Raw genomic sequence first — 23,625 nt, 5'->3', positions numbered from 1 at the left:
GAGGACGTTCGCGACTCCGGGCTAGCGCCCCGCGTTGTGTCCGAGAACCGCTCCGATCCGCTCCACCGGCAGGCACTTTTCGAAGGCCTTCGCATGATGGGCCACTATCCCGAGCAGTCTCGAGTTTTCCCGCAGCAACTGCACATCGTGGACTGCCTGTCCTCGAACAGACGGCACTCGGTGATCATCGTGCCGCGTCAGGCGGGCAAGACGACAACGATCATGGCGTGGCTTCTGGGCATGTGCTCGCTGAAGCCGGGTCTACAGGTCGCGCTGTCGTCAGGTGAGACCGGCAAGGCTATCCGCCTGTGGTTCGTGCTGTACGTGCTCGACGTGCTCCGCGATCAGTACCCCGATCCCGACACGCGCCCGTTCAAGATCGTGCGCGAGCACGGAGGCGAGCGCATCGAGTTCGACAACGGCTCGCGTCTTCTCGTGGCGGGAACTGAGGCCGACCTACGCGGTAAGACGTGGGACATCCTTTGGCTTGACGAAGCGCAGGGCATGGCTGATACCCGCGCCACGCGATGGTTCTCGACCGCACGCCCGACGCAGAACACGCGCTTCGGCAAGGTGATCGACATGCCGCTTCTAATCCTCTCGGGGACGGCAGGCAAGCAGCGTGCTGGGAACGCGCTGTGGGACGCGCTCGAAGCGGGCCGAGCGGGCGATGAGGGTACGAGCATCCTCGAATACAGCGCGGGCATTGACCTGACCATCGAGGACGCCGAGACATGGGAACAGGTCGAGCCTCTGCTTCTCGCATCGCACCCCGGCATCCAGCCTGACAACCTCACGCCGCTATCTCTCGTGCGCGCCGACTACCCGCACATGGGGCGCGCGCAGTTCATGGCCGAGTACCTGTCGATCTTCGAGGACGCGGGTAACTCCGCCGCGCTTATCCTTCCCGCGAAGTGGCGCGAGGCGGCGCTGAGCGATGATCTGCCGCGCGTACCGGATAACGCGGGCCTGGCGCTCGCAGTCAACTATCTGGAGTCGTCAGCGTCCGTCTGCGCCGCCTGGCGAGAGGACGACGGCACGGCTCGCGTCATGGTCGTGCAGTGGGACGACGGTACACGCTGGCTTCCGGGATGGGTGAGCGACTTCACGACCGCCCGCCCGAAGGCCATGTTCGCGTACGACGATAACCGCGCCGCGATGCGCGTTGAGGTCGCCGCAATCGAGAAGGGCACCGCGCGCCCGCGCATGGTCGTGTACAAGACGCCACAAGTCACCGATGCGTCAGCCCTGTTCATGCGTGAACTCAACTCCGGGAACCTGCGCCACTTCGGACAGGCGCAGCTTGACGCCGCCGCGACCATCGCCCGCCGACGCGAGATCGGTAAGGGCTTCGGCTTTGGCCTGCCAGATGAGGGCGGCGACGTGTCCCCGATCGAAGCAGCCGCGCTCGCCCTGCGCCAATACGACGAGCAGCCGAACCGTAGCCGACGCGGCATGCGATTTGTAGCCGCTTAGCACATTGCACACTGTCAACTAGTTGAACCTTACAATCTGCTTTAAAATGGTACTAGACAATGAACATTATTCCTGCTATCTTCCGCCACTCGAACGGCGGATTCCCAGCCCTCCCCGGTGAAGCGGGAGGGCTGGGCATCTCTTCGCCCTGGGCCGAAGGGTCACTGAACCGGGTCATCCTCTCGCAGCTGATCGGTCTCGATACGACCTACGATCAGCCGAGCCGCGAACTCGCGCAGACGGTTCCCGGCGTGCTTGCCGGTGAGAACCTGCTTCATCAGACCATCGGGTCACTACCCCTCCGCGCATTCAACCGTGACGGAACGCTCGCGGCCAAGCAGCCGACATGGCTCGACCGCACGAGCGATGTCTTCCAGTCCGCCTATCTGCGTAACTGCCGCATCCTGTCCGATCTGTACTACGTGGGCTATTCCCTCGTAGAGGTCGTGGAGCGCGGCGCCGACAGCTACCCCCTCGACCTGCTGCATGTGCCGATCGGCGGCGCGGACGGTTGGCGCACCGAAGTGCAGGGCACGAAGCGCGTTGTCCTCATCCGAGGCAAGGTCGCCCCCGAAGGTACGTACGCCTTCATCCAGTCCGCTCACCCCGGACTCATCAACGCCGGTTGGCGCACGATCGCCCATGCTCTCGACCTCGAAGACACGATCAAGGCGCGCAGCGAGAACCCGTCTCCCCTGATCAAGCTTCAGGAGACGGATCAGGCCGCGAACCTCACCGACGACGAGATCGACGAATACCTCGACACCTACGCAGCGGCACGCCGCGCGAAGGGTGGCGCGAACGTGTACGTCCCGTTCGGTACTGACCTCGTGCCGCTTGATCTTCCAGACGGTTCGAATCAGTTCCTGCTCGACGCACGTAACGCCGTCATCTCGGACATCGCCAAGCTGACGGGCATCCCCTCCGGCCTGCTCGAAGGTACAAGCTCCATCGACTCGATGACGTACACGACCGAGCGCGGACAGCGCAGCCGGTTCGTGGACTTCTCTCTTCGCGGCTGGCTCGATCCGATCCAGTCTCGCCTCTCCCTGGGTGACATCACCCCCAACGGCATCTCGATCAAGTTCGATCTGACCGAGCTTCTAGACGCCCCGAGCCGCACCGGCCTAGATGCGCCCGAGACGAACGATCCCAACGCCCTACCTGCTCCGCGCACCGAGCGCGTAGAGCCGACCGAGGAAGCCGCCTAACACCATGTCTATCGAAACCCTGACACCCGTCTCGATTGTTATTGAGAATGATTCCCCTTCGCATGTGCGCTGGGAAGCGAAGCGCGTCCGCGCCGACCTGAACGAGCGACTTCTTGTTGCTGATCTTCTGCCGTTCCGCGAAGAGGGCAACACCTCTTCGGGACGCATGACGATTCCCGGCGCTGAAGTTGTCACGCTCCCTGCCGATCCCGACATCGTGACACTCAACCTCGATCACGACTCAGGGCAGCCGGTAGGCCGTGCCGTCTCGCTCGAAGCGACGGAGAACGCCGTTCGAGCATCGTTCCGTATCGCGCGCACCCCCGAGGGAGACGCCGCGCTCGCGGATGCCGCCGACCCGAACGGCAAGCGCCGCAGCGTCTCCGCTGAGTTCGACGTGCATCTCGACGGCACCACGGCAACCGCCGTCCGCATCTTCGCCGCCGCCCTCGTGGAGCGTCCCGCGTTTCCGTCCGCCCGCGTCCTCGCAGAGGAGGCGACCGAGGCAGACGGCGAGCACCTGGCGCTAGAGGCCGACGCCCTGCCCGAAGACATCACCGTGACGACTCCCGAAGGCGAGTCCGCGACTTATACCCCCGACGCCGAACCCGAGGCCGAGGAACCCCTAACCGCCGCCGCAGCGGCCCCAACCGAAAGTGAGACTCCCGTGTCCCTTCCTGACACCACAGTTCACGCCGCAGCATCCGAGGCGGCACCCCTATCCCTGTCCGAGATGAACATCATTGCCGAGCGCGTACACGCCGGTAGCGCGTCCCCCGAGATGCTGGCACGCATCGAGAACCGAGGCGGATTCGTCGCACAGACTCGCGTCTTCGCGGCTCTGTCCGACGTGAAGTACGACGCTTCCGGCTCGCCCGTTGTGGAGCAGCGTGTTCCGCAGTGGCTCGGTGACATCTACACCGGCAACGAGTTCGAACAGAAGTACCTGCCCCTGATCGGGCACGGCGACCTGACCTCGAAGAAGTTCGCCGGTTACAAGTGGAACGTCAAGCCTGCCGGTGCCGCATGGGCCGGTAACAAGACCAACGTTCCGTCGAACTCCCCGACCACGACCCCATTCGAGGGTGAAGCCGAGCTATGGGCAGGTGGACACGACATCGCGATCGAGCACCGCCTGTTCGGTCACGCCGGATACTTCGAGGCGCACGGCGCAGCGATGATCGAGTCGTACAAGCGTTGGGCAGACGCGAAGGTCTTCGCCGCAATCGACACCGCCGCAACGGCGAACGACATCATGGCCGACAACCCCGCAGGCCTCGACGCAGGCGCGGGCGTCTCCGCCCTGATCGATGGAATCTTCGAGGTCTACAGCCGCGACTACACGCCCACGTTCGCGCTCATCGCGCCCGACGTTTACAAGTCGATCTTCAAGACCAACCGTGCCGACATTCTCGGCTACGTCTCAGCAACGCTGGGCTTCAAGTCAGGCGAGCTCAACGGCTTCGAGTTCCGCATCGCGAACGAACTCGACCCGGGAACGATCATCGTCGGAACGCGTTCCGGCATGACCGCGCTGGAGCTTCCGGGCGTCCCCGTCCGCGCCGAGGCACCCGACCTCGTTAAGGGTGGACTCGACGTGAACTACTACGCCGCTCTCGGTGTAGCCGTCACGAACCCTGCCGCATTCGCCCTGGTCACCCCCTACACCGTAGGCGGCTGACCCGCTGCCGGGGCGCGTCGTCTGGCGCGTCCCGGCTCCACCTGAAAGGGGGCGGGTATGACCGTCTACCGCGTCGGGGACATCCCCGCTGAACCGCTCGCTATCGTGCCCACGCGCGACGGTGAGCCGGTCGAGCTTGGCGCGTTCGCAAACGCCGAGGTCAAGGTGGACACGCATACCCTCTTCGCCTCGATCGCAGATGACGCCGTCGTCGCGCCGTGGCCTGTGCCCTCGATCTTCGAGACACCGGGTCTTCTCGGTGTGACGGTGACTCTCACCGGCCCTGGGACTCGAGAGTCATTCGAGGCTGAGCCGATCATCGTTGATCCAGTCGATACGTTCTCAGCGCTCGACTGGCACACCGTCACGTCGGCTCGCCGCGTCTGGACGAACAAGCTCACCGACGAAGCGCTGTACGTCGTACTCGCCGGCTCGCGCCGTGCGTGCCTTGCACATCTCGAACTTGACGACGCCGACGCCTTCCCCGTCCCGTCAACATGGCGCGATGCGCAGATCATGCAGGCGCGCAACGTCCTGAACTCCGGGACGGTCAAGCCTGGCGGTGGCTTCGGCAATGACGAGTACGAGTACGGCGCATCATCCTTCCCCCTCGACTGGAGCGTTCGCGCCCTGCTCCGTCCCGTACGCGTCCCGAAGGTGCGTTGATCATGCCACTACCCGTAACCGCATCGAGCTTCCGTGAGCTACGCACCGAGATCGAGAAGACCGTCAACGCCGCAGCAGGCAAGACGTTCGCGTTCACCCGCAGCTATGCCGAGGTCTTCGATGTCGAGCTTCTGAAGCCGACCCTTCTACTTGCGCGGCAGTCCGTCGAGCGAGCGAGCTACGCGCCTAATGCGTTCCTCGATCACACCTTCGCGCTGCATCTCGTGGCACCTGTGAACGCTTCCGAGGATCAGCTTGACGACTGGCTCGACACCCTTCTCGACGTGCTCGAAGACTCGGGGCTTCGCACCTGGGATCGCATCGAGCGCGACGACTTCGGCGGGCGCGGCATCGCGTTCACCATCACCATTCACGCCAACACCACACGAAAGGCCTAGTCATGGCAACCATCACCCCCGTACAGCCGATCTTCATGTCGAACGCTGTCCTCACGATCGAAGGCGACGACTACGCCGCCGCGCTGACCTCCGTCAAGATCACCCCTACACAGTCCGCTATCTCTGCGCGCGGCCTGAAGCCGGGTGCCCGCTGGGTGCGCTACACCGACCCGGAATGGACGCTGGAGACAGTCGCCTTCCAGGACGATGCAGACGAGTCGTACTACACCTACCTTCGCGAGAACCGAGGTCAGGAGAAGACGTTCATCCTTACCCCTGAGGACGGCGGACGTACCCGCACGGTAACCGTGACGATTCCGGCTATCGAGATCGGTGGAGCAATTGACACGTGGGCATCGTTCACGGTTCAGTTCCCTGTCATCGGTGACGTTACGACCGGCACTCTACCCGTAGGGCCGTAAGTGCCATGGCCGCGCCGATCCTCCGTATCGACGCGCGCACGTACGCGCCCCTTCGCGACCTGATCACCGTTCTGAAGCGAGCAGACAAGGACATCGCGAAGAGCATTCGCGGACAGTCGAAGCGCGTCATCGAACCCGAGTGGAAGAAGGGTCTTGCCGAGCGCGCGTCTACCAAGATGCAGCAACGCACGATCGTTGGCACCGCCCGAGTCGCCGTCTCGGATCAAAACGTCACGCTTCGATCAGGCGCGACGAAGGGTGGCTTCAAGGGCGGCTTCGATCCGCGTAATCCGAATCACTTCTACGCGGTCGAGTCCGGCTCCAACCGCGAGCAGTTCACGACTTACAAGCGCCGCGCCAAGAAGGGCGGAACCTTCGAGGTCAAGCGCCGCACCCGCCGTCAGTTCCTGCTACCCCGCGCACGCGGGTACGTCGCAGGGCCGACCGCACAGAACCTTATCCCCCGCGTCTTCCGACTGTGGGCACAGACCGCAGTACGAGAACTAGCCGAAAGCATCGAGGAGGTGTCATGAGCGCCGCACTGAACATCAGCCTGGGTATGAACACCCGAGAGGTTGCAGCAGGCGCAGCCAAGGCGGCTGACGCTATCGAGGACGTGACGGACTCCCTCGACGACCTCACACGCGCCGCAGGAAAGAGCGGTGACAAGTTCGAGAAGGCTGGTGACGAACTCGAAGACTCCATGCGGGATGCCCGCCGCGAGACTGAGAAGGCACAGGATTCATTCAAAGACCTGGGCCGCGCTGCCGAGCGCGCCGGGGATGATGCCCGGGACGGCATGCGCCGCGCCGAGGACGGCGTAGAAGAGTTCCGAGACGAGGCCAACTCGACCGCGAAGGAAGCCGCCGCGAGCTTCGACGGTAGCGCCGAGTCGATCGGTGACGCCCTTCAGGAAGTTGCCGCGAACGCCTTCGCTGGCTTCGGCCCTGCGGGGGCCGTGGCGGGCATCGCTGCCGCTGCCGGTATCGGTCTCGCGATCGCCGGATTCGAGGACGTACACGAGGCCGAGCAGCGCGCCGCCGAGCTTGCGAGCGAGTGGGCTGACCGCTTTGTCGAAAGCGGTCAGCGCGTGGCGACCGCCGCGCAGCAGTCCGCTGCCGTCATCGACATCTCGACGGACCCCGAGAAGTACAAGGAAGCCGCCGAGAACGCCAAGCTCTGGGGCGTCACCACCTCTGACGCGATGCTCGCCATGGCAGGCAACGTCGGGTCGATCAAGATCGTTGAGGACGCCCTTGACCGTAAGCGCGTCGCAACCGAGAAGGATGCACAGGCGGCGCAGGAATCCGCCGAGGCAAACGGCTCAGCCCTGCTCTCGCTGACCCCGCAAGAGGTGGAGCTGAACAAGGCAGAAGAGGCCTGGAAGCGCCACACCGATGCGATGTCTGCCGGTGCGCAGCAGGCCAATGCCGCGAGCGATTCGCTTCTGAGCCTCGTAGGTCAGGCAACCGACGCCGCCGTATCGGTCGATGAACTCGGCAACCGTGTTGTGGCGCTGCCTGACGGTACGGAAATCTTCATCGATGCCAAGACCGGCAAGGCGACAACCGACCTCGCCGCGTTCAAGGGCGACTACGACTCGAAGGTCGATCAGATGAACGGGCGCGATGTCGTGCTTCAGACGAAGGCGGACGTAGCCGAGGCGCAGCGCGCGGTGAACAACTTCATCCGATCGAACGACGGCAAGAGTTTCAAGATCAATGGCCGCGTTGTCACGAGCGGGTGGGACTGATCATGGCTACCTACATCACCGCAGGCGTAACCACGATCACGCCCCGTCTCGTAGACGGCTACGAGTCCGAGCGCGAGGGCGGCACGATCGTTCACCCGATCCTCGGACGCCGCGAACCCGACGTAACGCTTCGCCCTGCCGGTCTCGACGCGGGCAAGCTCGTGCTTCTCTTCGACGTTGAGGCGGACGCCCTCACCGCTCGCAACGCTCTGAGCGCGGCGGGCGTCTTCCGCCTCGTGTCGGACGAACGCACGATCGGCATGTACTTCGTCGTACCTGAGGGCGAGCGTCTGAGCTTCCGCCTGAATGATGACACCCGGGATGACTGGGTGGTCGAAGTCCCCTTCCACGAGGTGACTCCGTGACCATCTCCACGCACGAATACAGCGCAACGCTTCTGCTCGGTGGGCCGGACGAGATGCTTCCACTCAGCATCAAAGACGGCACGGTGAGCGTCGATGTCGCGCGCTTCAACCACGTTGAGGCCTCGCTGACGGTGCCCGTCACCGACTCTTCGAAGCTCGCGAACTTCGACCCGCGCCGCAAGCTTCGGGTGCGGATCGATGCCGACGCCACGTTCCCGGCCTTCTCGCAGAGTCGCAGCTTCGACCTCGCGCTACGCAGCGCGCGCCCGAATCGCGCGACCGGCGATGTTGATCTTCGTCTCGCGTCGGATGAGTCGATCCTTCAAGACTTCGGCCCGCTCGCGAACGACTCAGGCGCGCGCGCTCACGCTTCCTCGATTCGAGGCCTGACGAACTACGCGCTCGGGAAAATCGGCGCAACTCTCCAGGCGGGCGGTGAGGACGCCAACGTCACGCCGTACTGGTCAGCGTCGAACCTCATCCCCGATCCCCGATACACACGCATCGATGCATCGCAGTGGTCCCAGGCGAATCTAACTACGGTCGCAGACGGCACGTTCCCTGGGTCGATTCACGGTGTCGCGCATACCGGTGTCCATCTCGCGCAGCCGTCGAGCACAGATTCATACGTCAATGTCGGCCCTACCGCTGGCATGGCCTTCAGCACCCGGGTCGGAAAGACGTACGTCTTCAGCGCGACCGGCTCCGTACGAGCCGTTATCACGGGAACTGGACCAAGCGAGACCGACGCCGCCACTGGGACAGTTCTTCCGCGTCAGCGCGCACTCGTTGTGCACGCGACCGGCCCGGGCTTCTCACCTGCGTACAAGGTCTGGCACAGCGCTCAGGTCCCGAACGTGGCCGAGACGGGGACATCCGCCGGGACTCGCGTGGCTGTCAAGTTCACTGTCCCTCCGGACACTCTGCACGTCTTCTTCCGCGTCTATCACGGTGGTACCGGGGGGTCGATTACGTGGTCACAGTTCAGTCTGCAAGAGGTCGATGCTGATTACCCCGTCGAGGACGGCGCACAGTACTTCTTCGGTTCGAAGCCGGACACTGCGAACTACGAATACTCGTGGCGCGGGATCGCTGACGGCTCGCCAACCGAACGCCGCGCAGTCGTCGAGCGCCCTCGCGACCTATTCACGTGGCGTGCGGGTGTCGGAGGCATCGACTTCCTGAGCCCGATTCTTCAGAGCCAGGGCTTCCGCCTTGTGTGCGATGAGGAACGTCGATGGACGCTCCGCCGTGATGGTTACCGGGCATCCGGGAACCTGAATCTCGCCTACGCCGTGAACGTCATCGGCGCGGACGAAGAGATCACCCGCGAGTCGCAGGACTGGTTCGACGCGGCTACATACTCGTACCGCTGGCGGGCCGCTGACGGCACGGAGAAGAGTGCAGACGACACGTACGCCCTACCGGGCTACACGAAGCACGTTCGCCGCCAGATCGACCGCGAGTACCCCGGTCCCGGGCGCGCGCAGTATGCCGTGCAGCGTGCGCACAACCGAGGCCGAACGCTGGCTGTCGAGACGGTCGCGAACTGGGATGCGAAGGCAGATCAGGAAGTCCTCGTGCGACTCGACGGAACGCCCATCCAGCTTGGAACCGCCGACTCGATCGAGTGGAACCTCAGCACCGACCGCATGCGCGTCACCTCACGCACTGCGGACACCCCCGAAGGCGCAATCGACCTTCTCCCGGGAACGATCAACTCCCTTCCGGGATCAATCAACTCACTCACATAGGAGACACATCATGGCAGTAGGAGACGACGCTCTCGCAGAGGGCTTCCCGGTCGTCAGCGGGTCCGAACTGGCGAACACGATCGACACGCTGATCAACGAGACACGCGACCTTCTCGCACGCGAGAAGCGCCGCATCCGTGTCAGCTCGACGCAGCCTACAGAGAACCTCACCGTGGGCACTCTGTGGGCGCAGCCGCTGAACTGACATGGCTGATTACGCAGTAGGTGCACGCGGCACGCTCCGCATCACCGATGACGGCTCGACAGTCGCGTTCTACGTCCTCTGCTCCGATCCGCAGACGTTCGTCGGTTCGTACTCTTGGTACGGAACGGTGAACGGTGTCGGCGTGGGTGGCACCGTTTCACTGGGCAAGGGCTTCGGCTCGCGTCTGCTCGGCGCATGGAACGTCGGCTACACGCAGACCGTCAGTCTCGGACAGAACGCAACCGGCACAAGCGGCCTGGGTGGCGCGGCATCCTTCAGCACGGGCATCTACCGTGCGACCGTTCCCGGCACCCCCGGCACCCCGTCTGTCTCGGAGATCATGCCGCAGTCGATGCGGCTGACGTGGACGATCCCCGGTAACGGCGGCGCAGGCATCGATCAGATGCTTCTACGACGCTCGACCGATCCGAACTTCGGCACGTACACCGACTTCCCGCAGGGCGGCGGCGTTACGACCGCCGTCGTCTCGGGACTCATCCCGGGCACGGTCTACTACTGGCGCGTGTACGCGCACAACGCCGTGGGGTACGGCCCGTCATCGGGCATCGCGAACGCACGCACGCTGAGCGGCTTCAAGGCCTGGAACGGCACTCAATTCAAGAACACGATCCTTCGCGTCTATGACGCAGACGGACAGTTCAAACTCTGCATCCTGCGCGAGTGGGACGGCACCAACTGGAAGGTATGCGGCTGATGAACAAGACCGCTGTATTCATTGTTTTCTCGGTCCTCGCGGCGCTGGGCATCGTCGGCATGGTTGCTCTGCTCATGTGGCGTCCAGACGCGACCGCGACCTTCACGGCCTTCATCGTTCAGATTCTCGGTATCGCGGTTGTCGCTGCCGGAACGTTCTATGGCTTCGGTAAGACGAACGAGAAGCTGGAAGCTGTGGAACGGCAGACCAACGGCAACCTTTCCCGGCGCGACGCCGAGATCGCACGCCTGACCGCCGAGAACATCGAACTCGCGAAGCAGGTGCCGCCGACAGATTCTGTGCCGACCTACGACCCTGAGCACGGTCGCTGAACGCGACGAGGGGCCGACGGTTGCCCGTCGACCCCTCGCTTGTTCTTCTACCGCCTGTTAGCCGACGGTGTTGATCCGACCGCAGCGGCTGCACTTGAAGGAACCCGACGCCCGCGTGAACGGACCGTACTTCGCTCCGCAGCCCCGACAGATGAGCACGAACGGGCCATTAACCCGACGCGTAACCATCTCAGAACCGCCGCTGCAGAGCGGTCGTGTCCTCGATGCTGGCGAGACCGGCGTAGATCTTCACGGACTGGATGCCGTTCTGCGCCGCCTGCTTCGAGTTATACATCTCCGACGTGGCGATGACCTCGCCGTTCGGAGCCTTGAGGTTCCAGTAGTACTGGAAGCCATTGCTGGCCTTGTAGATGACGAACTTAGACATGTTGGTTTTCTCCAAACGATCCTGCTTGACACGCCCGACAAGCCACAAGGGCTTGTCGGGCGTCACCGTCACGCGTACGTTGGAGGAAGTTTCCCCTAACCAAGGAATCTCCCACCCCTCAGAACAGTTGTCCGCTGACCTGGGGGGTTTTTCCATCGCTGCTTGCCGACCTCTCCAGAATAATCGAGGGAACGGATATTTTGGGGGTCCACGAGGGGTACGAGTTACACCCTTGTAGTTCGCCAGCGCCTCGGCGCGAGTTCTACACAGCTTGTACACCGTTTCATCCACAGCGGGCACGCCGGACAGACGGTCCTGCATCCGCAGGATTCCGGCGATCCTCGACGCCAGCGGAAGAGTTATCCACAGGCGGAGGGTGTGTGGGGTTTGCTTCAGAATAATTTATGTGGAAACACGATCTGGGACGTTCACCGGCGTGTCGCGGCGTGTCCGCGAGGCGATTTACGGCCTTCGTCATATGTGATTTGCGACTAGTGCCCAGCCGGGGACGTCCCCGGTTTCATCCGCGAAGAATGCGCGGAGCCGAGCAGTGGTTCCCGTCGATGTGAGTCGCCCGCGGTCACAGGTGGGTGTCGTCATGGTGGATCCTTTCGTTGAGGGGTCAGCCGATGCCGAGACGGAGGATGAAGAGCCCGGGATAGACGGCGAAGAGCACGGAGAGCGGAAGTATCAGGAAGACGAGCGGGAGGAGCATCAGGATCTCCTTGCGCCCCGCCTGCTCGATCAGCACACGCTTCGCGTCTTCCCGTGCATCCGACGCCTGGGCATGCAGCACTGCGGCGAGCGGTGCACCGTGCTCGAGTGCGGCGATCACCTGATCCACGACACGTGACAGGCCGGGAAGCTGCAGACGTCGCGCCATCTCGTTCAGCGCGTCGGCCAGCGGCGACCCGGTGCCCACGGCGAGCACCACGTGACGCAGTTCGGCGGTCAGTTCACCGGAGCCCACCTCGGACACCCGGCGCAGCGAATCGAGGAACCCCTCCCCCGCGGAAAGACAGAGGGCCAGGAACTCGAGTGTCGTCGGCAGCTCATCCGTGAGCCGCACCCGTCGCGCCTTGGCCCGCGCGGAGAGCTGCAGGTCGTAGGCGGCGGCCGCCGCCGCCCCGCACAGCAGAGGCATCACGCCCGTCGGCACGGAGAGGCGGCCCGTGAGTGCGAGCACGGTCACCCCGATCGCCCCCACCCCTATCCCGGCGAGGCCCCACCCGAGCTGCCTGCCGCGGAACGCCGCAGGGTCGGTCCGCACGCCGGCTTGTGCCAGACGCCGGCGGAGGGGCTCTCCCCCGCCGAGCAGACTCTCGAACGCATTTCGTGCGCGTTCCCACAGCGTCCGCGAACTCGCGGGCAGCGCGCCCGCGGCCGGGAGGACACCTCGTGGCAGACGATCATCGGCGACGACGTCGCGCACGTACGGACCGATCCTTACGGCCAGCGATGCCGCCCTCCACCGTGGAAGCGCGGAAAGCGCGCTCAACACCCCGGCGGCGAAGCCGCACCCGATCAGGACGGCGCTCGCGAGCGCCGTCATCCCGCTCATCCGAACCACCGCCGAGGCTCGGGGAGTCGACCGATGCGGACCATGATGTGGAAGGCGACCACAGAGACGGCCGCGCCCAGACAGATCACGAGCACACCTTCGGGAGTGCCGTACGCCGCTGCCCCTTCCGGTCGGAGCACGAGCAGGCCGAGGATCACCCACGGGGCGACGGCCCCGAGGACGGCGGCACCGCGGATCCAGGATTGCCGCGCCTCGACCTCCCCACGGAGAGCCGCGTCCGCCCGCACCGAGCTGGAGAGTGCCCGCAACACGCTGATGAGCTCGGTGCCGCCCACCTGACGCGCCATCCGCAGCGTCTCGGCGATGCGGTCGCCGATGGGGTCGGACAGCGTCGTCTTGAGTCGATCGAGGCTGGTCTCGAACCTGCCGCTCGCCCGCAGGTCCCGCGCGAACACGATGAACGCCGGCCGCAGCATCTTCGGCGCGGACTCCGCCAGACCGGCCACCGCGTCGGGAAGCGACAAGCCAACGCGGATCGACGCGATCAGCAGATCGCACACGTCCGGCCAGAGCTGGCGACGCAACCGTCGCAGGCGCATCCGTCGCCCTCGCAGGAACACGATCGGCGCACTTGCGCCTGCGAGACCGGCCAGCACGGAGAGCACGGGGATCCCCGTCAGCAGCCATGCACCCGATGCCGTCATCAGTCCGGTTGCGACGACGATGGCGAGGAGTCCACGTTGCGACAGCCCCTCCATGCCCGCTTCCTCGATCAGACGGGCGAGTCGCCCCTGCCTCATCGTCATCACGGCATCGTCGGAAGGCGGCCACATCCACGGGGAGACGCACAGCAGCACCCCCGCCGCGAGGAGGGCACCGACGAAGACCGTCACGATGAGGCTCCGACCCGGCGAGCGGCGATGCGCTCCACGACGACATCCCTGCGGTCTGCCACCCGGTACACCTGCTCGGTCCGGACTCTGCCTTCGTCGACGTCACCGGTCGGTGCGATGACCTCTTGGACGTATCGCCGACCTGCCCGGTCTCGAACGCAGTGCACGACCAGGTCGATCGACGCGGCGAGCGCGGGCGCGATGAACGCGCGGTCGATGTTGCGCCCGGCCAGGAGCGGGAGGATCGTCAGCTTCTCGATCGCCTCCGCCGCGGAGTTCGCATGCACGGTGCAGGCGCCGGGAACCCCCGTGTTGAGGGCGAGCACGAGGTCCAGGGCTTCCGCGTCCCGGACCTCGCCGACGACGAGACGGTCCGGTCGCATACGCAGCGCCTCCTTCACCAGTCGCCGCAACGTGATCTCCCCCGTACCCTCCAGGCTCGCCTGGCGTCCCTGGAGTGAGACGAGATCGGGTCCGTGAACGGCCAGCTCGAACGTCTCCTCGACTGTCACGATGCGCTGGGTGTCGGCGCAGGAAGCCAGCAGCGCGGCGAGCATCGTCGTCTTGCCTGCGTGCGTCGCTCCGGAGACGATCACGCTGCGGCCGGCGTCCATCGCCACGCGCAGCTGATCCGCGACACCGCGAGGCATCATGCCCTGATCCGTCAGCGATGCGAGGGATCGGTACTTCGGGAGGAACTTGCGGATGTTGACAGCCCACGAACCGCGCACCACATCGGCGATGGCCACGTGCAGACGGGACCCGTCCGGCAGCGAAGCGTCGACGAACGGCTGGCTGATGTCGACGCGCCGCCCCGTTGACTGGAGCATCCTCTCGACGAGGTCGCGCACCGACACCTCATCGAGCACGACGTCGGTCCGCTCGGCCGTGCCCTCGCGCGCGACGTGCACGTGCCCTGCGCCGTTCAGCCAGATCTCCTCGACCTGTGGATCGTCGAGCAGCGGCTGCAGCGCGCCGAATCCGCTCAAGGTCGCCAGGACCTCCCGCACGCATGCGGCCTCATCGTCGATCAACGCCTCGCCGCGGGCGAGGGCGAGATCGTCGTGTCGGCGGACCTCGGCGTGGGCGATGCGCCAGGCCCCGTCCGGATCGATCGACGGGTCGATGCCCTCGGCGCGCAGACGCGAACGCACACGCTCGGCGACGAGGGCGGACGGACGAATCACTCAGGCATCCTCGCAACATTCGACGCGCGGCCTCCGAAGTTATCCACAAGCCGACCTGGAGTCCCATCCCCTCCGCAGAGTCCCGGCCCGGCGCGAACTGCGGGCGGATCCCCAGATACCCGGATTCGGCGATCAGTAGACTTATCCCACCGCGCGGGAGTGGTGGAATTGGCAGACACGCAGGATTTAGGTTCCTGTGCCCCAGGGCGTGTGGGTTCAAGTCCCACCTTCCGCACGAGAGACGACGGCAGCCTTCTCAGGTCGCCATGACATCGCTCTGTTACACCGCCGACCAATCACGACCGACGGGACTCTCCCAGTGCTCGAAACCATGCTGCACGCACCGACCGCTCTCATCCCCTGGCTGGACCCCGCCACGATCATCGGGACCGCCGGGCCGTGGGCGCTCCTCGTGGTGTGCTTCATCGTCTTCGCGGAGACCGGTCTGCTCGTCGGTTTCCTGCTTCCCGGCGACACGCTGCTCGTGATCGCGGGCCTTCTCTCGCACCCGATCGCGGGTTCCGAGCACGGTGTCTTCGGCATCAACGTCTGGTGGGTCGCCCTGCTCATCGGCCTCGCGGCCTTCGTCGGCGGCGAGGTCGGCTATGTGATCGGGCACAAGGGCGGACCGGCCGTGTTCGAGCGCAAGGAGTCGGGACTCTTCAGCAAGAAGAACGTCGAGCGCACGAACGCGTTCTTCGAGCGCTTCGGCGGCATCACCGTGATCCTCGCGCGCTTCGTGCCGATCGTGCGCACGTTCGCCCCGGTCGCCGCCGGTGTCGGTCACATGCCGTGGCGCAAGTACACGCTCTACAACCTGATCGGTGCGATCCTGTGGGGCTTCGGGCTCACCATGTTCGGCTACCTCATCGGGTTCATCCCGCCGGTCGCGACGTTCGTGGAGAACTACATCGACCTCATCCTGCTCGCGGCCGTCGGCGGCACGGCGCTGGTGACGCTGTGGCACTACCTGTCGGAGCGCCACAAGGCGAATACGGCTGCCGCGGCAGGGGAAGACGTCGTCACCGACGCTGAGGAGGCGCAGGAGCTCGTGCTCGACGCCGACGTGTTCGACCGCGCTCCCGACCTGGACGGCGACGGCAAGCACTGACCGCGGTCGGTCAGCCCGCGTTCTTGGCGCGCTCCTCCTTCGAGCGGGCGACACTCGCACGCAGAGCCTCCATGAGATCGATGACCTCGCCGCCCTCGGCCGCCTTCTCGGCTTCGCCGAAGGTCTCCGCGACGTCGAACGTCTCGCCTGCCTCGATCTTCGCGTCGATCAGCGTGCGGAGCTCCTTCTGGTACTCGTCGACGAACTCCTCGGGATCGAAGTCCGCCGAGTAGCTGTCCACGAGCGACGCCGAGAGCTCCAACTCCTTCTTCGAGATCCGCACATCCTCGTCCAGCGCGGGGAACGCCGCTTCGCGCACCTCGTCGGCCCAGAGCAGCGTCTGCAGCACGAGCACCTTCCCCCGCACGCGCAGCGCGGCGAGCCTCGTCTTCTGCCGCAGGGTGAACCGCACGATCGCCGTGCGGTCGGTCTGCTCGAGCGTCTTGCGCAGGAGGACGTACGCCTTCGGTGACTTGGAATCGGGTTCGAGGTAGTACGGCTTGTCGAGCGTGAGCAGATCGACCTGGTCGGAAGGCACGAACTCCACGACGTCGATCTCCCTGCTCTTCTCGGCGGGGAGCGCGGCGAGGTCGTCCTTCGTGAGGACGACGGTCTGGCCCTCCTCGACGTACGCGCGGTCGATGTCGGCGTAGGCGACGGTCTCTCCGCAGACCTCGCAGGTGCGTTGGTAGCGGATGCGACCGCCGTCTTTCTCATGCACCTGATGCAGCGGCACGTCGTGGTCCTCGGTCGCGGAGTACACCTTGACCGGGACGTTCACGAGCCCGAACGTCAGTGCGCCCTTCCAGATCGTCCTCATCACACCAGTAGACACCAGCCACAGCCGTCACGACCAGCCCTTGACTACGCTGGCTCCATGGTGGGAGATGCGCAGATCGTCCAGGTGGACGGCCGCCGCCTGCGCGTGACGAACCTCGACAAGGTCGTCTACCCCGAGACCGGCACCACCAAGGGCGAGGTCATTGCGTACTACACGGCCATCGCACCTCTGCTGCTCCCCCTCCTCGACGGCCGCCCCGTCACCCGCAAGCGATGGGTGGAAGGTGTCGGAACAGCGCAAGCGCCGGCTGACGCGTTCTTCACGAAGCAGCTCGAACCGGGGGCACCGTCGTGGATCCCGCGGCAGGCGATCCAGCACTCGGACGGGCCCAAGGAGTATCCGCTCGTCGACGACGTCCCCACCCTCGTCTGGCTCGCGCAGGTCGCCGCGATCGAGCTGCATGTGCCGCAGTGGCGGTTCTCCTCCGAAGGCCTTCCCGGAAACCCTGATCGGCTCGTCCTCGACCTCGACCCCGGTGAGGGAGTCGGACTGCCGCAGTGCGCCGAGGTCGCCCGCATCGCCCGTGGAATCCTGTCGGACATGGGTCTCGATCCACTGCCGGTCACCAGTGGCAGCAAGGGCATCCACCTCTATGCCTCGCTCCCCGGCGAGCAGACGAGCGACGAGGTCTCCGCCGTCGTGAAAGAACTCGCCCGCATGATCGAGAACGACCACCCCGATCTTGCGACCAGCGTCATGGCGAAGGCGGTCAGGGGTGGCAAGGTCTTCCTCGACTGGAGTCAGAACAACGGCAAGAAGACCACCATCTCCCCCTACTCGCTCCGCGGCCGTGCGCGGCCGTGGGTCGCCGCTCCTCGCACCTGGGACGAGCTCGCCGATCCGCATCTCGCCCAGCTCGACCTCGACGAGGTGCTCGAGCGCGCCGCCGCGGGAGTCGATCCGCTCGCCACGCTCCGCCCGTCCATGACGGCTCCGCTGCCGCAACCCGCGAAGACGCGGAGCTCCCACCGATATCCCCGGAGCTCAGCCGCACCCGCCGCCCCGCCATCCGCGGCATCCGTGGCATCGGTGGCATCCGTGGCATCCGTGGCATCGGTGGCGCCGATGCTCGCCGAGAACGGCACCCCCGGAACCGCGCGCGCGCTGAGCGATCCCTCCTGGGTCGAGGTCAAGTGGGACGGCATCCGCGCGGTGGGCACGTGGGTGGACGGACGGATGCTCCTGCACGCGCGTCGAGGCACCGACATCACCGCCCGCTACCCCGAGCTCACCGCCGACGGCGCCCCCTTCCTCCCGGTGAAGGACGCGGTGGTCGATGGGGAGATCGTGGCGTTCGACGCCAACAGCCGACCGAGCTTCTCGCGCCTCCAGAACCGGATGCACCTCACCCGCCCCCGCGAGATCGAGCGCGAGGTGATCCGCACCCCCATCGTCTACATGCTGTTCGACCTGCTCCGCCTCGATGGGCACGACCTCACGGGCCTGCCGCTCCGGGACAGACGGACACTTCTCGAGGATGTGGTCGCCGGCCTCGACGCTCCCGTGCAGATCCCTCCCGTGTTCGACGACGTCGACGCGGCACTCATCGCGAGCCGGGAGTTCGGTCTCGAGGGCGTCGTCGTCAAGGACCCGCGATCGCGCTACCGTCCGGGGCAGCGCTCACCCTCGTGGTTGAAGCTCAAGCACACCCGGATGCAGGAAGCCGTGATCGTGGGTATCCGACCGGGCAAAGGCGACAGGGAGAGCACGCTCGGATCGCTGCTTCTCGCCGTTCCGGACACCTCATCGGGACGGCGACGGCTCCGCTACGTCGGCCGTGTGGGTACCGGATTCACCGATCGGATCCTGCGCGACCTCCTCGCACGGCTCACCCCTCTTCGCGTGGACGATGCCCCCCTCGACGGCGTCCCCGCCCCTGATGCCTCCGACGCGCTCTGGGTGCGCCCCGAAGTCGTCGGCGAGGTCGAGTTCGCGAACTGGACGCCCGACGGAGTGCTCCGCCATGCCCGTTGGCGAGGCCTCCGCCCGGACAAGAGTCCTCTGGAGATCACTGTCGAGACCCCCGTCGAGGTCCCGTCGACTCCTGAAACCTGAGCCGAGATCACGGCACCGGATCAGGCGTGGTGCGGTTCGCAGTCGGACTGCTCGGCGGGCTCGATCTGGAAGGTCGAATGCTCGACGTCGAAGTGGTCGGCGAGACACGCCTGCATCTCGGTCAACAGTTGCGACGAGCGTCCGTCGGCGAAGAGCGCCGGCTCCACGCTGACGTGGGCGGTGAACACGGGCGCTCCGCGAGTCAGCTGCCAGACGTGCACATCGTGCACACCGACGACGCCGTCGTATCCGAGCAGGTGTGTACGGATCTCGCTCACCGCCGTGCCCTTCGGGGCCGACTCTGCGAGCACGGAGAACACCTCCCGAAGCAGCGCTATGGCCCGGGGGATGATCATCGCCGCGATGAAGAGGGACGCGATCGCATCCGCGGGCATCCAGCCGGTGAGGAGGATGACGACAGCGGCCACGATCACGGCAGCCGACCCGATCAGATCGCCCATCACCTCCAGGTAGGCCCCTCGCACGTTGATGCTGGTGCGCTGCGCGCGGCTCAGCAGCCACATCGAGACGGCGTTCGCCAGGAGACCGACGACCGCGACGACCAGCATGAGTCCGCCGGCGACCTCGACCTCCCCCGGATTCATCAGACGCCCTACGCCCTCGATCGCGACCCACGTCGCCAGGGCGATGAGGATGATCGCGTTGATCAGCGCACCGAAGACCTCGGCACGCTGATACCCGAAGGTGCGCCGGTCATCCGCCGGGCGCGCTGCCACTGTCGCGGCGATCAAGGCGATGACGAGGCCGGATGCATCCGTGAACATGTGCGCGGCGTCTGCGAGCAGCGCGAGCGACCCGGAGAGCAGCGCACCCACGACCTGCACGACCATCACCGTCGCCGTGAGGGACAGAGAGATCGCGAGCAGGCGTCTGCTGCTGGCCGAACGGATGCCGCCGGGCGCGGGTGCGTGATCGTGCATGCCACCAGGCTAGACCGGGAAACAGCCTGGGAAGGCGTCTTGCGGCTAGTCGGGAAGGGTAACGATTCTCAGCTTCAGCAGCACTTTTCCGCGGCCGACGCGTCAGAGTGCTGCGAGGAGCGGAACGAGCTCGGCGAAGGCGCGTGCACGATGCGACTGCTCCTGCTTCTCCGCGGAGGAGAAGTCGCCCACCGAGCGCTCCTCCCCTGCAGGCTGGCCATCCGGCACGAAGATCGGGTCGTAGCCGAAGCCGCCCGTTCCCGACGCCGCGTGCGCCAGGCGACCCGGCCACCGCCCCTCCACGACCTGCTCGCGGCCGTCCGGCAGCACGAGGGCGATGGTGGAGGTGAAGTGCGCGGCGCGGTGCGGGTCGGCGATGTCGCGCAGCTGGTCCAGCAGCAGTTCGAGGTTCGCGGTCGCATCCTTCTTCTGCCCGGCCCAGTACGCGGAGAAGACCCCCGGAGAGCCGCCGAGGACGTCGACGCAGATGCCGGAGTCGTCGGCGAGGGCCGCAAGCCCCGTGTGCGCTGCGGCCGCCCGCGCCTTGATCAGCGCATTCTCGGCGAATGTCACGCCGTCTTCGACGGGCTCAGGGCCGTCGTAACCGATGATCTCGAGATCAGGACGTGTCCGCTCCACGATCTGCTGGAACTCCGCGACCTTGTGCGGATTGTGCGTCGCGAGCACGACCTGCATCGTCACTCCCCCGCCAGTGCGGCCAGCTGCGCGTCCTTCAGATCGGCACATCCGCCCAGCCCCAGCTCGAGGAGCGCGTCGAGTTCACGCTTGTCGAACGGCGCTCCCTCCGCAGTCCCCTGCACCTCCACGAAGAGTCCACGGCCGGTGACCACGACGTTCATGTCGGTCTCCGCGCGCACATCCTCGACATATGCCAGATCGAGCATGGGCTCGCCGTCGATGATGCCCACGGACACCGCGGCGACCGAGTCGAGCAGCGGGGTGGAGTTCTTACCGATGAACTTCTTCTCCCGACCCCATTCGATCGCGTCCGCGAGCGCCACGTAGGCACCGGTGATGGCTGCCGTACGGGTGCCGCCATCCGCCTGGAGCACATCGCAGTCGATGACGATGGTGTTCTCGCCGAGGGCCTTCGTGTCGACGACCGCGCGGAGCGCGCGGCCGATCAGCCGGGAGATCTCGTGCGTGCGTCCGCCGATGCGACCCTTGACGCTCTCGCGGTCGTTCCTGCTGTTCGTGGCGCGCGGCAGCATGGAGTACTCGGCGGTGACCCATCCCTTGCCCTTGCCGGTCAGCCACCGCGGCACGCCGTTGGTGAAGGACGCGGTGCACAGCACCTTGGTGCCGCCGAAGCTGATCAAAGCCGATCCCTCGGCGTGAGCACTCCAGCCGCGCTCGATGGTGATCTCGCGCAGCTGATCGGTGGAACGGCCGTCGACGCGGACGATTTCGGACATGTGCTTCTCTCAGGTCAGGATGGCTGATCGCGTCGGAGCGAGACGATCGGGATTACTCGAAGGCGGTGTCGGGGAGGGTGATGACGCCGGTCTGCACGAGCTGCACATCGCGCACCTCGTGCCCCATCAGTCGGTTGGCCAGCGCGGTGAAATCGTCGGTCGCGGCCCCCGTGGCCTCGTACACGTAACTTGCGGTCGCATCCGGTGAGGCGAGCAGGTCACCGCGGACGAGCTGACGATAGACGTCGCCGGCGGTCTCATCGTCGCTGGAGACGAGCGTGACGCCCTCACCCATGACGTAGCTGATGGCACCACGGAGGAAGGGATAGTGCGTGCAGCCCAGCACGAGTGTGTCGACGTCTGCATCGCGGAGGGGGGCAAGGTATTCCTCGGCCACCGCGAGCACCTCGGGCGTGCCGGTGATACCGGCTTCGACGAACTCGACGAAGCGCGGGCATGCGGCGGTGAAGACCTGCAGCCGCTCGTTCACCTCGAGCATGTCCTGGTAGGCGCGCGAGCCGATCGTGCCGACCGTGCCGATCACGCCGACGCGACCGTTGCGGGTCGTCGACACGGCACGGCGCACCGCGGGACCGATCACTTCGACCACGGGGATGTCGTAGCGCTCCCGAGCATCGCGCAGCATGGCCGCGGAGGCGGTGTTGCACGCGATCACCAGCATCTTCACGCCCTGGTCAACGAGCGTGTCGAGCACTTCGAGCGAGTAGCGGCGCACATCGGCTATGGGCTTCGGCCCGTACGGCGAGTGCGCGGTGTCGCCGATGTAGACGAACGACTCTCGGGGCAGCTGGGCGCGGATGGCCCGCGCCACCGTGAGCCCGCCGACACCGGAGTCGAAGATCCCGATCGGCGCGTCGTTCATGACTCCCCAGCCTACCTGCGCGTGGCCCGCCGCGCGCATCGGGGCGCTCACTAAACTGAGCGCATGACCACGTCGACGGCGCTGCTCACCGACCGCTATGAGCTGACGATGCTCGCCGCCTCCCTTCGGGACGGCACTGCTTTCCGCCCCAGCGTGTTCGAGCTGTTCTCCCGGCGCCTCTCCGGTGGCCGCCGTTTCGGTGTGGTCGCCGGCACTGGCCGGCTTCTCGGCCTCCTCCGCGACTTCCGCTTCGGCGAGGACGAGCTGCGCTTCCTGCGCGACGAGGAGGTCGTCGACCCGGCGTCGCTGAAGCACCTCGAGGATTACCGGTTCACGGGCTCGATCCGGGGCTATCGCGAGGGCGAGCTGTACTTCCCGGGCTCCCCCATCCTCACCGTGGAGGGAACGTTCGCGGACGCGGTCGTGCTCGAGACGCTCGCGCTGAGCGTGCTCAACCACGACTCCGCCGTCGCCACTGCCGCGTCGCGCATGAGCATCGCCGCCGGCGAGCGTCCACTGGCCGAGATGGGCTCCCGTCGGGCCGCCGAGCGTTCCGCGGTCGCGGCGGCGCGCGCTGCGTACATCGCGGGCTTCGGCGCCACGAGCAATCTCGAGGCGGGACGAAGCTGGGGCATCCCCACCATGGGCACGGCCGCGCACTCCTGGACGCTGCTGCACGACACCGAGGAGGAGGCGTTCCGGTCCCAGGTCGAGAGTCTGGGCTCCGGCACGACCCTGCTCGTCGACACGTATGACATCCGCACCGGCGTCGAGACCGCCATCCGCGTCGCCGGAACGGAGCTCGGTGGTGTGCGGATCGACTCGGGCGACCTCCCGATCGTCGCCGCCGATGTCCGGGCGCAGCTGGACGAGCTCGGTGCCACATCGACGCGCATCACGGTGACCAGCGATCTCGACGAGTACGCGATCGCCGCTCTCGCCGCTTCGCCGGTCGATGCGTACGGGGTGGGCACATCGGTCGTGACCGGCTCCGGATACCCGACAGCGAGCATGGTCTACAAGCTCGTGGCGCGCCAGGATGCCGCCGGGTCGTGGGTCGGCGTCGCGAAGGCATCGGCGGACAAGGCGTCACACGGCGGACGCAAGTCGGCGTTCCGCACCCTTGCGGACGGAGTCGCCACGGCGGAGACGGTCGTCGTCTCGGACGGCTTCGAGCAGCTCGACACGGCAGCCGACCACCCCGATGGCCGACCGCTGCAGGTCACCTTCGTCGAGGCCGGCGACATCGATGCGTCGTACGAGGGGGTCGCGGGTACCGCGGCCGCTCGCGCTCATCACCTTCGGGTGCGCGAAGAACTGCCGGTGCGGGCTCTCGCGCTGAGCAAATCCGACCCTGCGATCCCCACCGTGTACGTCGAAGCCGACTGAG

At 66.1% G+C, this 23,625-nt stretch carries 25 protein-coding genes and 1 tRNA gene; 17 read left to right on the top strand and 9 right to left on the bottom strand.

Annotated elements, in window-relative coordinates; translation table 11 throughout:
* Nucleotides 1-36: 36 nt before the first annotated feature.
* From AAY78_RS14555 to AAY78_RS14495, 13 genes are all read left to right on the top strand, one after another.
* Entirely contained in the window at nucleotides 37-1,476 is a 1,440-nt protein-coding gene (locus tag AAY78_RS14555) for a terminase large subunit domain-containing protein (RefSeq protein WP_046748994.1), read from the top strand.
* Between the two features lie 59 nt (nucleotides 1,477-1,535).
* Nucleotides 1,536-2,687 (top strand): phage portal protein, encoded by a 1,152-nt coding sequence (locus tag AAY78_RS14550; RefSeq protein ID WP_046748993.1) that lies wholly within the window; start codon nucleotides 1,536-1,538, stop codon nucleotides 2,685-2,687.
* Nucleotides 2,688-2,751: 64 nt separating this feature from the next.
* Complete coding sequence (locus AAY78_RS14545; RefSeq protein ID WP_046748992.1) at nucleotides 2,752-4,368, top strand: hypothetical protein; 1,617 nt, start codon at nucleotides 2,752-2,754, stop codon at nucleotides 4,366-4,368.
* A gap of 57 nt (nucleotides 4,369-4,425) precedes the next feature.
* Nucleotides 4,426-5,034 carry a hypothetical protein gene (locus AAY78_RS14540; protein ID WP_046748991.1) on the top strand — a complete coding sequence of 203 codons (609 nt, stop codon included), beginning with the start codon at nucleotides 4,426-4,428 and terminating at the stop codon, nucleotides 5,032-5,034.
* 2 nt (nucleotides 5,035-5,036) lie between these two features.
* Nucleotides 5,037-5,432 (top strand): hypothetical protein, encoded by a 396-nt coding sequence (locus AAY78_RS14535; protein ID WP_046748990.1) that lies wholly within the window; start codon nucleotides 5,037-5,039, stop codon nucleotides 5,430-5,432.
* Nucleotides 5,433-5,434: 2 nt separating this feature from the next.
* Nucleotides 5,435-5,854 (top strand): hypothetical protein, encoded by a 420-nt coding sequence (locus AAY78_RS14530; protein ID WP_046748989.1) that lies wholly within the window; start codon nucleotides 5,435-5,437, stop codon nucleotides 5,852-5,854.
* Between the two features lie 5 nt (nucleotides 5,855-5,859).
* Complete coding sequence (locus AAY78_RS14525) at nucleotides 5,860-6,387, top strand: hypothetical protein (protein WP_046748988.1); 528 nt, start codon at nucleotides 5,860-5,862, stop codon at nucleotides 6,385-6,387.
* Nucleotides 6,384-7,607 (top strand): hypothetical protein, encoded by a 1,224-nt coding sequence (locus AAY78_RS14520; protein ID WP_046748987.1) that lies wholly within the window; start codon nucleotides 6,384-6,386, stop codon nucleotides 7,605-7,607. Before AAY78_RS14525 ends, AAY78_RS14520 begins: the two co-directional genes overlap by 4 nt.
* Before the next feature lie 2 nt (nucleotides 7,608-7,609).
* The gene (locus AAY78_RS14515; protein WP_156172660.1) at nucleotides 7,610-7,972 is read left to right on the top strand and encodes a hypothetical protein; all 363 of its coding nucleotides are present in this window, start codon (nucleotides 7,610-7,612) and stop codon (nucleotides 7,970-7,972) included.
* Nucleotides 7,969-9,726 (top strand): hypothetical protein, encoded by a 1,758-nt coding sequence (locus AAY78_RS14510; protein WP_046748985.1) that lies wholly within the window; start codon nucleotides 7,969-7,971, stop codon nucleotides 9,724-9,726. The genes AAY78_RS14515 and AAY78_RS14510 overlap by 4 nt, the downstream gene beginning before the upstream one ends.
* 10 nt (nucleotides 9,727-9,736) lie before the next feature.
* A complete protein-coding gene (locus AAY78_RS14505) occupies nucleotides 9,737-9,931 on the top strand; it encodes a hypothetical protein (RefSeq protein ID WP_046748984.1) in 195 nt (64 codons plus the stop codon).
* A 1-nt stretch (nucleotide 9,932) separates the two neighbouring features.
* Nucleotides 9,933-10,646, top strand: coding sequence for a fibronectin type III domain-containing protein (locus AAY78_RS14500; protein WP_046748983.1), 714 nt, complete (start codon nucleotides 9,933-9,935; stop codon nucleotides 10,644-10,646).
* On the top strand, nucleotides 10,646-10,978 hold the full coding sequence (locus tag AAY78_RS14495) for a hypothetical protein (protein WP_127011975.1): 333 nt from the start codon (nucleotides 10,646-10,648) through the stop codon (nucleotides 10,976-10,978). The genes AAY78_RS14500 and AAY78_RS14495 overlap by 1 nt, the downstream gene beginning before the upstream one ends.
* 190 nt (nucleotides 10,979-11,168) lie before the next feature.
* Here AAY78_RS14495 and AAY78_RS14490 read toward each other — a convergent pair whose 3' ends face one another.
* The 4 genes from AAY78_RS14490 to AAY78_RS14475 all read right to left on the bottom strand — a co-directional run bounded on the left by AAY78_RS14490 (nucleotide 11,169) and on the right by AAY78_RS14475 (nucleotide 14,968).
* On the bottom strand, nucleotides 11,169-11,366 hold the full coding sequence (locus tag AAY78_RS14490) for a YegP family protein (RefSeq protein ID WP_046748981.1): 198 nt from the start codon (nucleotides 11,364-11,366) through the stop codon (nucleotides 11,169-11,171).
* Nucleotides 11,367-11,988: 622 nt separating this feature from the next.
* The gene (locus tag AAY78_RS14485) at nucleotides 11,989-12,927 is read right to left on the bottom strand and encodes a type II secretion system F family protein (protein WP_046748980.1); all 939 of its coding nucleotides are present in this window, start codon (nucleotides 12,925-12,927) and stop codon (nucleotides 11,989-11,991) included.
* On the bottom strand, nucleotides 12,924-13,781 hold the full coding sequence (locus tag AAY78_RS14480; RefSeq protein WP_046748979.1) for a type II secretion system F family protein: 858 nt from the start codon (nucleotides 13,779-13,781) through the stop codon (nucleotides 12,924-12,926). The genes AAY78_RS14485 and AAY78_RS14480 overlap by 4 nt, the downstream gene beginning before the upstream one ends.
* Complete coding sequence (locus tag AAY78_RS14475) at nucleotides 13,778-14,968, bottom strand: CpaF family protein (protein WP_046748978.1); 1,191 nt, start codon at nucleotides 14,966-14,968, stop codon at nucleotides 13,778-13,780. Before AAY78_RS14475 ends, AAY78_RS14480 begins: the two co-directional genes overlap by 4 nt.
* Nucleotides 14,969-15,121: 153 nt before the next feature.
* Here AAY78_RS14475 and AAY78_RS14470 point away from each other — a divergent pair.
* Together AAY78_RS14470 and AAY78_RS14465 are read left to right on the top strand one after the other, a co-directional pair.
* Nucleotides 15,122-15,203 (top strand) — tRNA-Leu (locus AAY78_RS14470).
* A 96-nt stretch (nucleotides 15,204-15,299) separates the two neighbouring features.
* Nucleotides 15,300-16,079 carry a DedA family protein gene (locus tag AAY78_RS14465; RefSeq protein WP_046748977.1) on the top strand — a complete coding sequence of 260 codons (780 nt, stop codon included), beginning with the start codon at nucleotides 15,300-15,302 and terminating at the stop codon, nucleotides 16,077-16,079.
* 10 nt (nucleotides 16,080-16,089) lie between these two features.
* On the opposite strand, the gene ku is transcribed toward AAY78_RS14465, so the two are convergent.
* A complete protein-coding gene (gene ku, locus AAY78_RS14460; protein ID WP_046748976.1) occupies nucleotides 16,090-16,899 on the bottom strand; it encodes a non-homologous end joining protein Ku in 810 nt (269 codons plus the stop codon).
* Between the two features lie 57 nt (nucleotides 16,900-16,956).
* Here ku and ligD point away from each other — a divergent pair, with 57 nt between their 5' ends.
* The gene (gene ligD, locus AAY78_RS14455) at nucleotides 16,957-18,975 is read left to right on the top strand and encodes a non-homologous end-joining DNA ligase (RefSeq protein ID WP_046748975.1); all 2,019 of its coding nucleotides are present in this window, start codon (nucleotides 16,957-16,959) and stop codon (nucleotides 18,973-18,975) included.
* A 20-nt stretch (nucleotides 18,976-18,995) separates the two neighbouring features.
* Here ligD and AAY78_RS14450 read toward each other — a convergent pair whose 3' ends face one another.
* The 4 genes from AAY78_RS14450 to murI form a co-directional block, all read right to left on the bottom strand.
* Nucleotides 18,996-19,916: a cation diffusion facilitator family transporter gene (locus AAY78_RS14450; RefSeq protein WP_046748974.1), complete on the bottom strand. Its 921-nt coding sequence runs from the start codon at nucleotides 19,914-19,916 to the stop codon at nucleotides 18,996-18,998.
* A 102-nt stretch (nucleotides 19,917-20,018) separates the two neighbouring features.
* Nucleotides 20,019-20,612, bottom strand: a complete 594-nt coding sequence (rdgB, locus tag AAY78_RS14445; RefSeq protein ID WP_046748973.1) for an RdgB/HAM1 family non-canonical purine NTP pyrophosphatase — start codon at nucleotides 20,610-20,612, stop codon at nucleotides 20,019-20,021.
* 2 nt (nucleotides 20,613-20,614) lie between these two features.
* Nucleotides 20,615-21,352, bottom strand: a complete 738-nt coding sequence (gene rph / locus AAY78_RS14440; protein WP_046748972.1) for a ribonuclease PH — start codon at nucleotides 21,350-21,352, stop codon at nucleotides 20,615-20,617.
* A gap of 52 nt (nucleotides 21,353-21,404) precedes the next feature.
* A complete protein-coding gene (murI, locus tag AAY78_RS14435; RefSeq protein WP_046748971.1) occupies nucleotides 21,405-22,235 on the bottom strand; it encodes a glutamate racemase in 831 nt (276 codons plus the stop codon).
* 63 nt (nucleotides 22,236-22,298) lie between these two features.
* On the opposite strand from murI, the gene AAY78_RS14430 reads away from it, so the two are divergent.
* Nucleotides 22,299-23,624 (top strand): nicotinate phosphoribosyltransferase, encoded by a 1,326-nt coding sequence (locus AAY78_RS14430; RefSeq protein ID WP_046748970.1) that lies wholly within the window; start codon nucleotides 22,299-22,301, stop codon nucleotides 23,622-23,624.
* Nucleotide 23,625 lies beyond the last annotated feature (1 nt).

Origin of the sequence: Microbacterium sp. Ag1, assembly GCF_001005635.1 — a bacterium.
Lineage (GTDB): Bacteria > Actinomycetota > Actinomycetes > Actinomycetales > Microbacteriaceae > Microbacterium > Microbacterium oxydans.
This window is presented reverse-complemented; position numbering and strand designations above follow the sequence as displayed.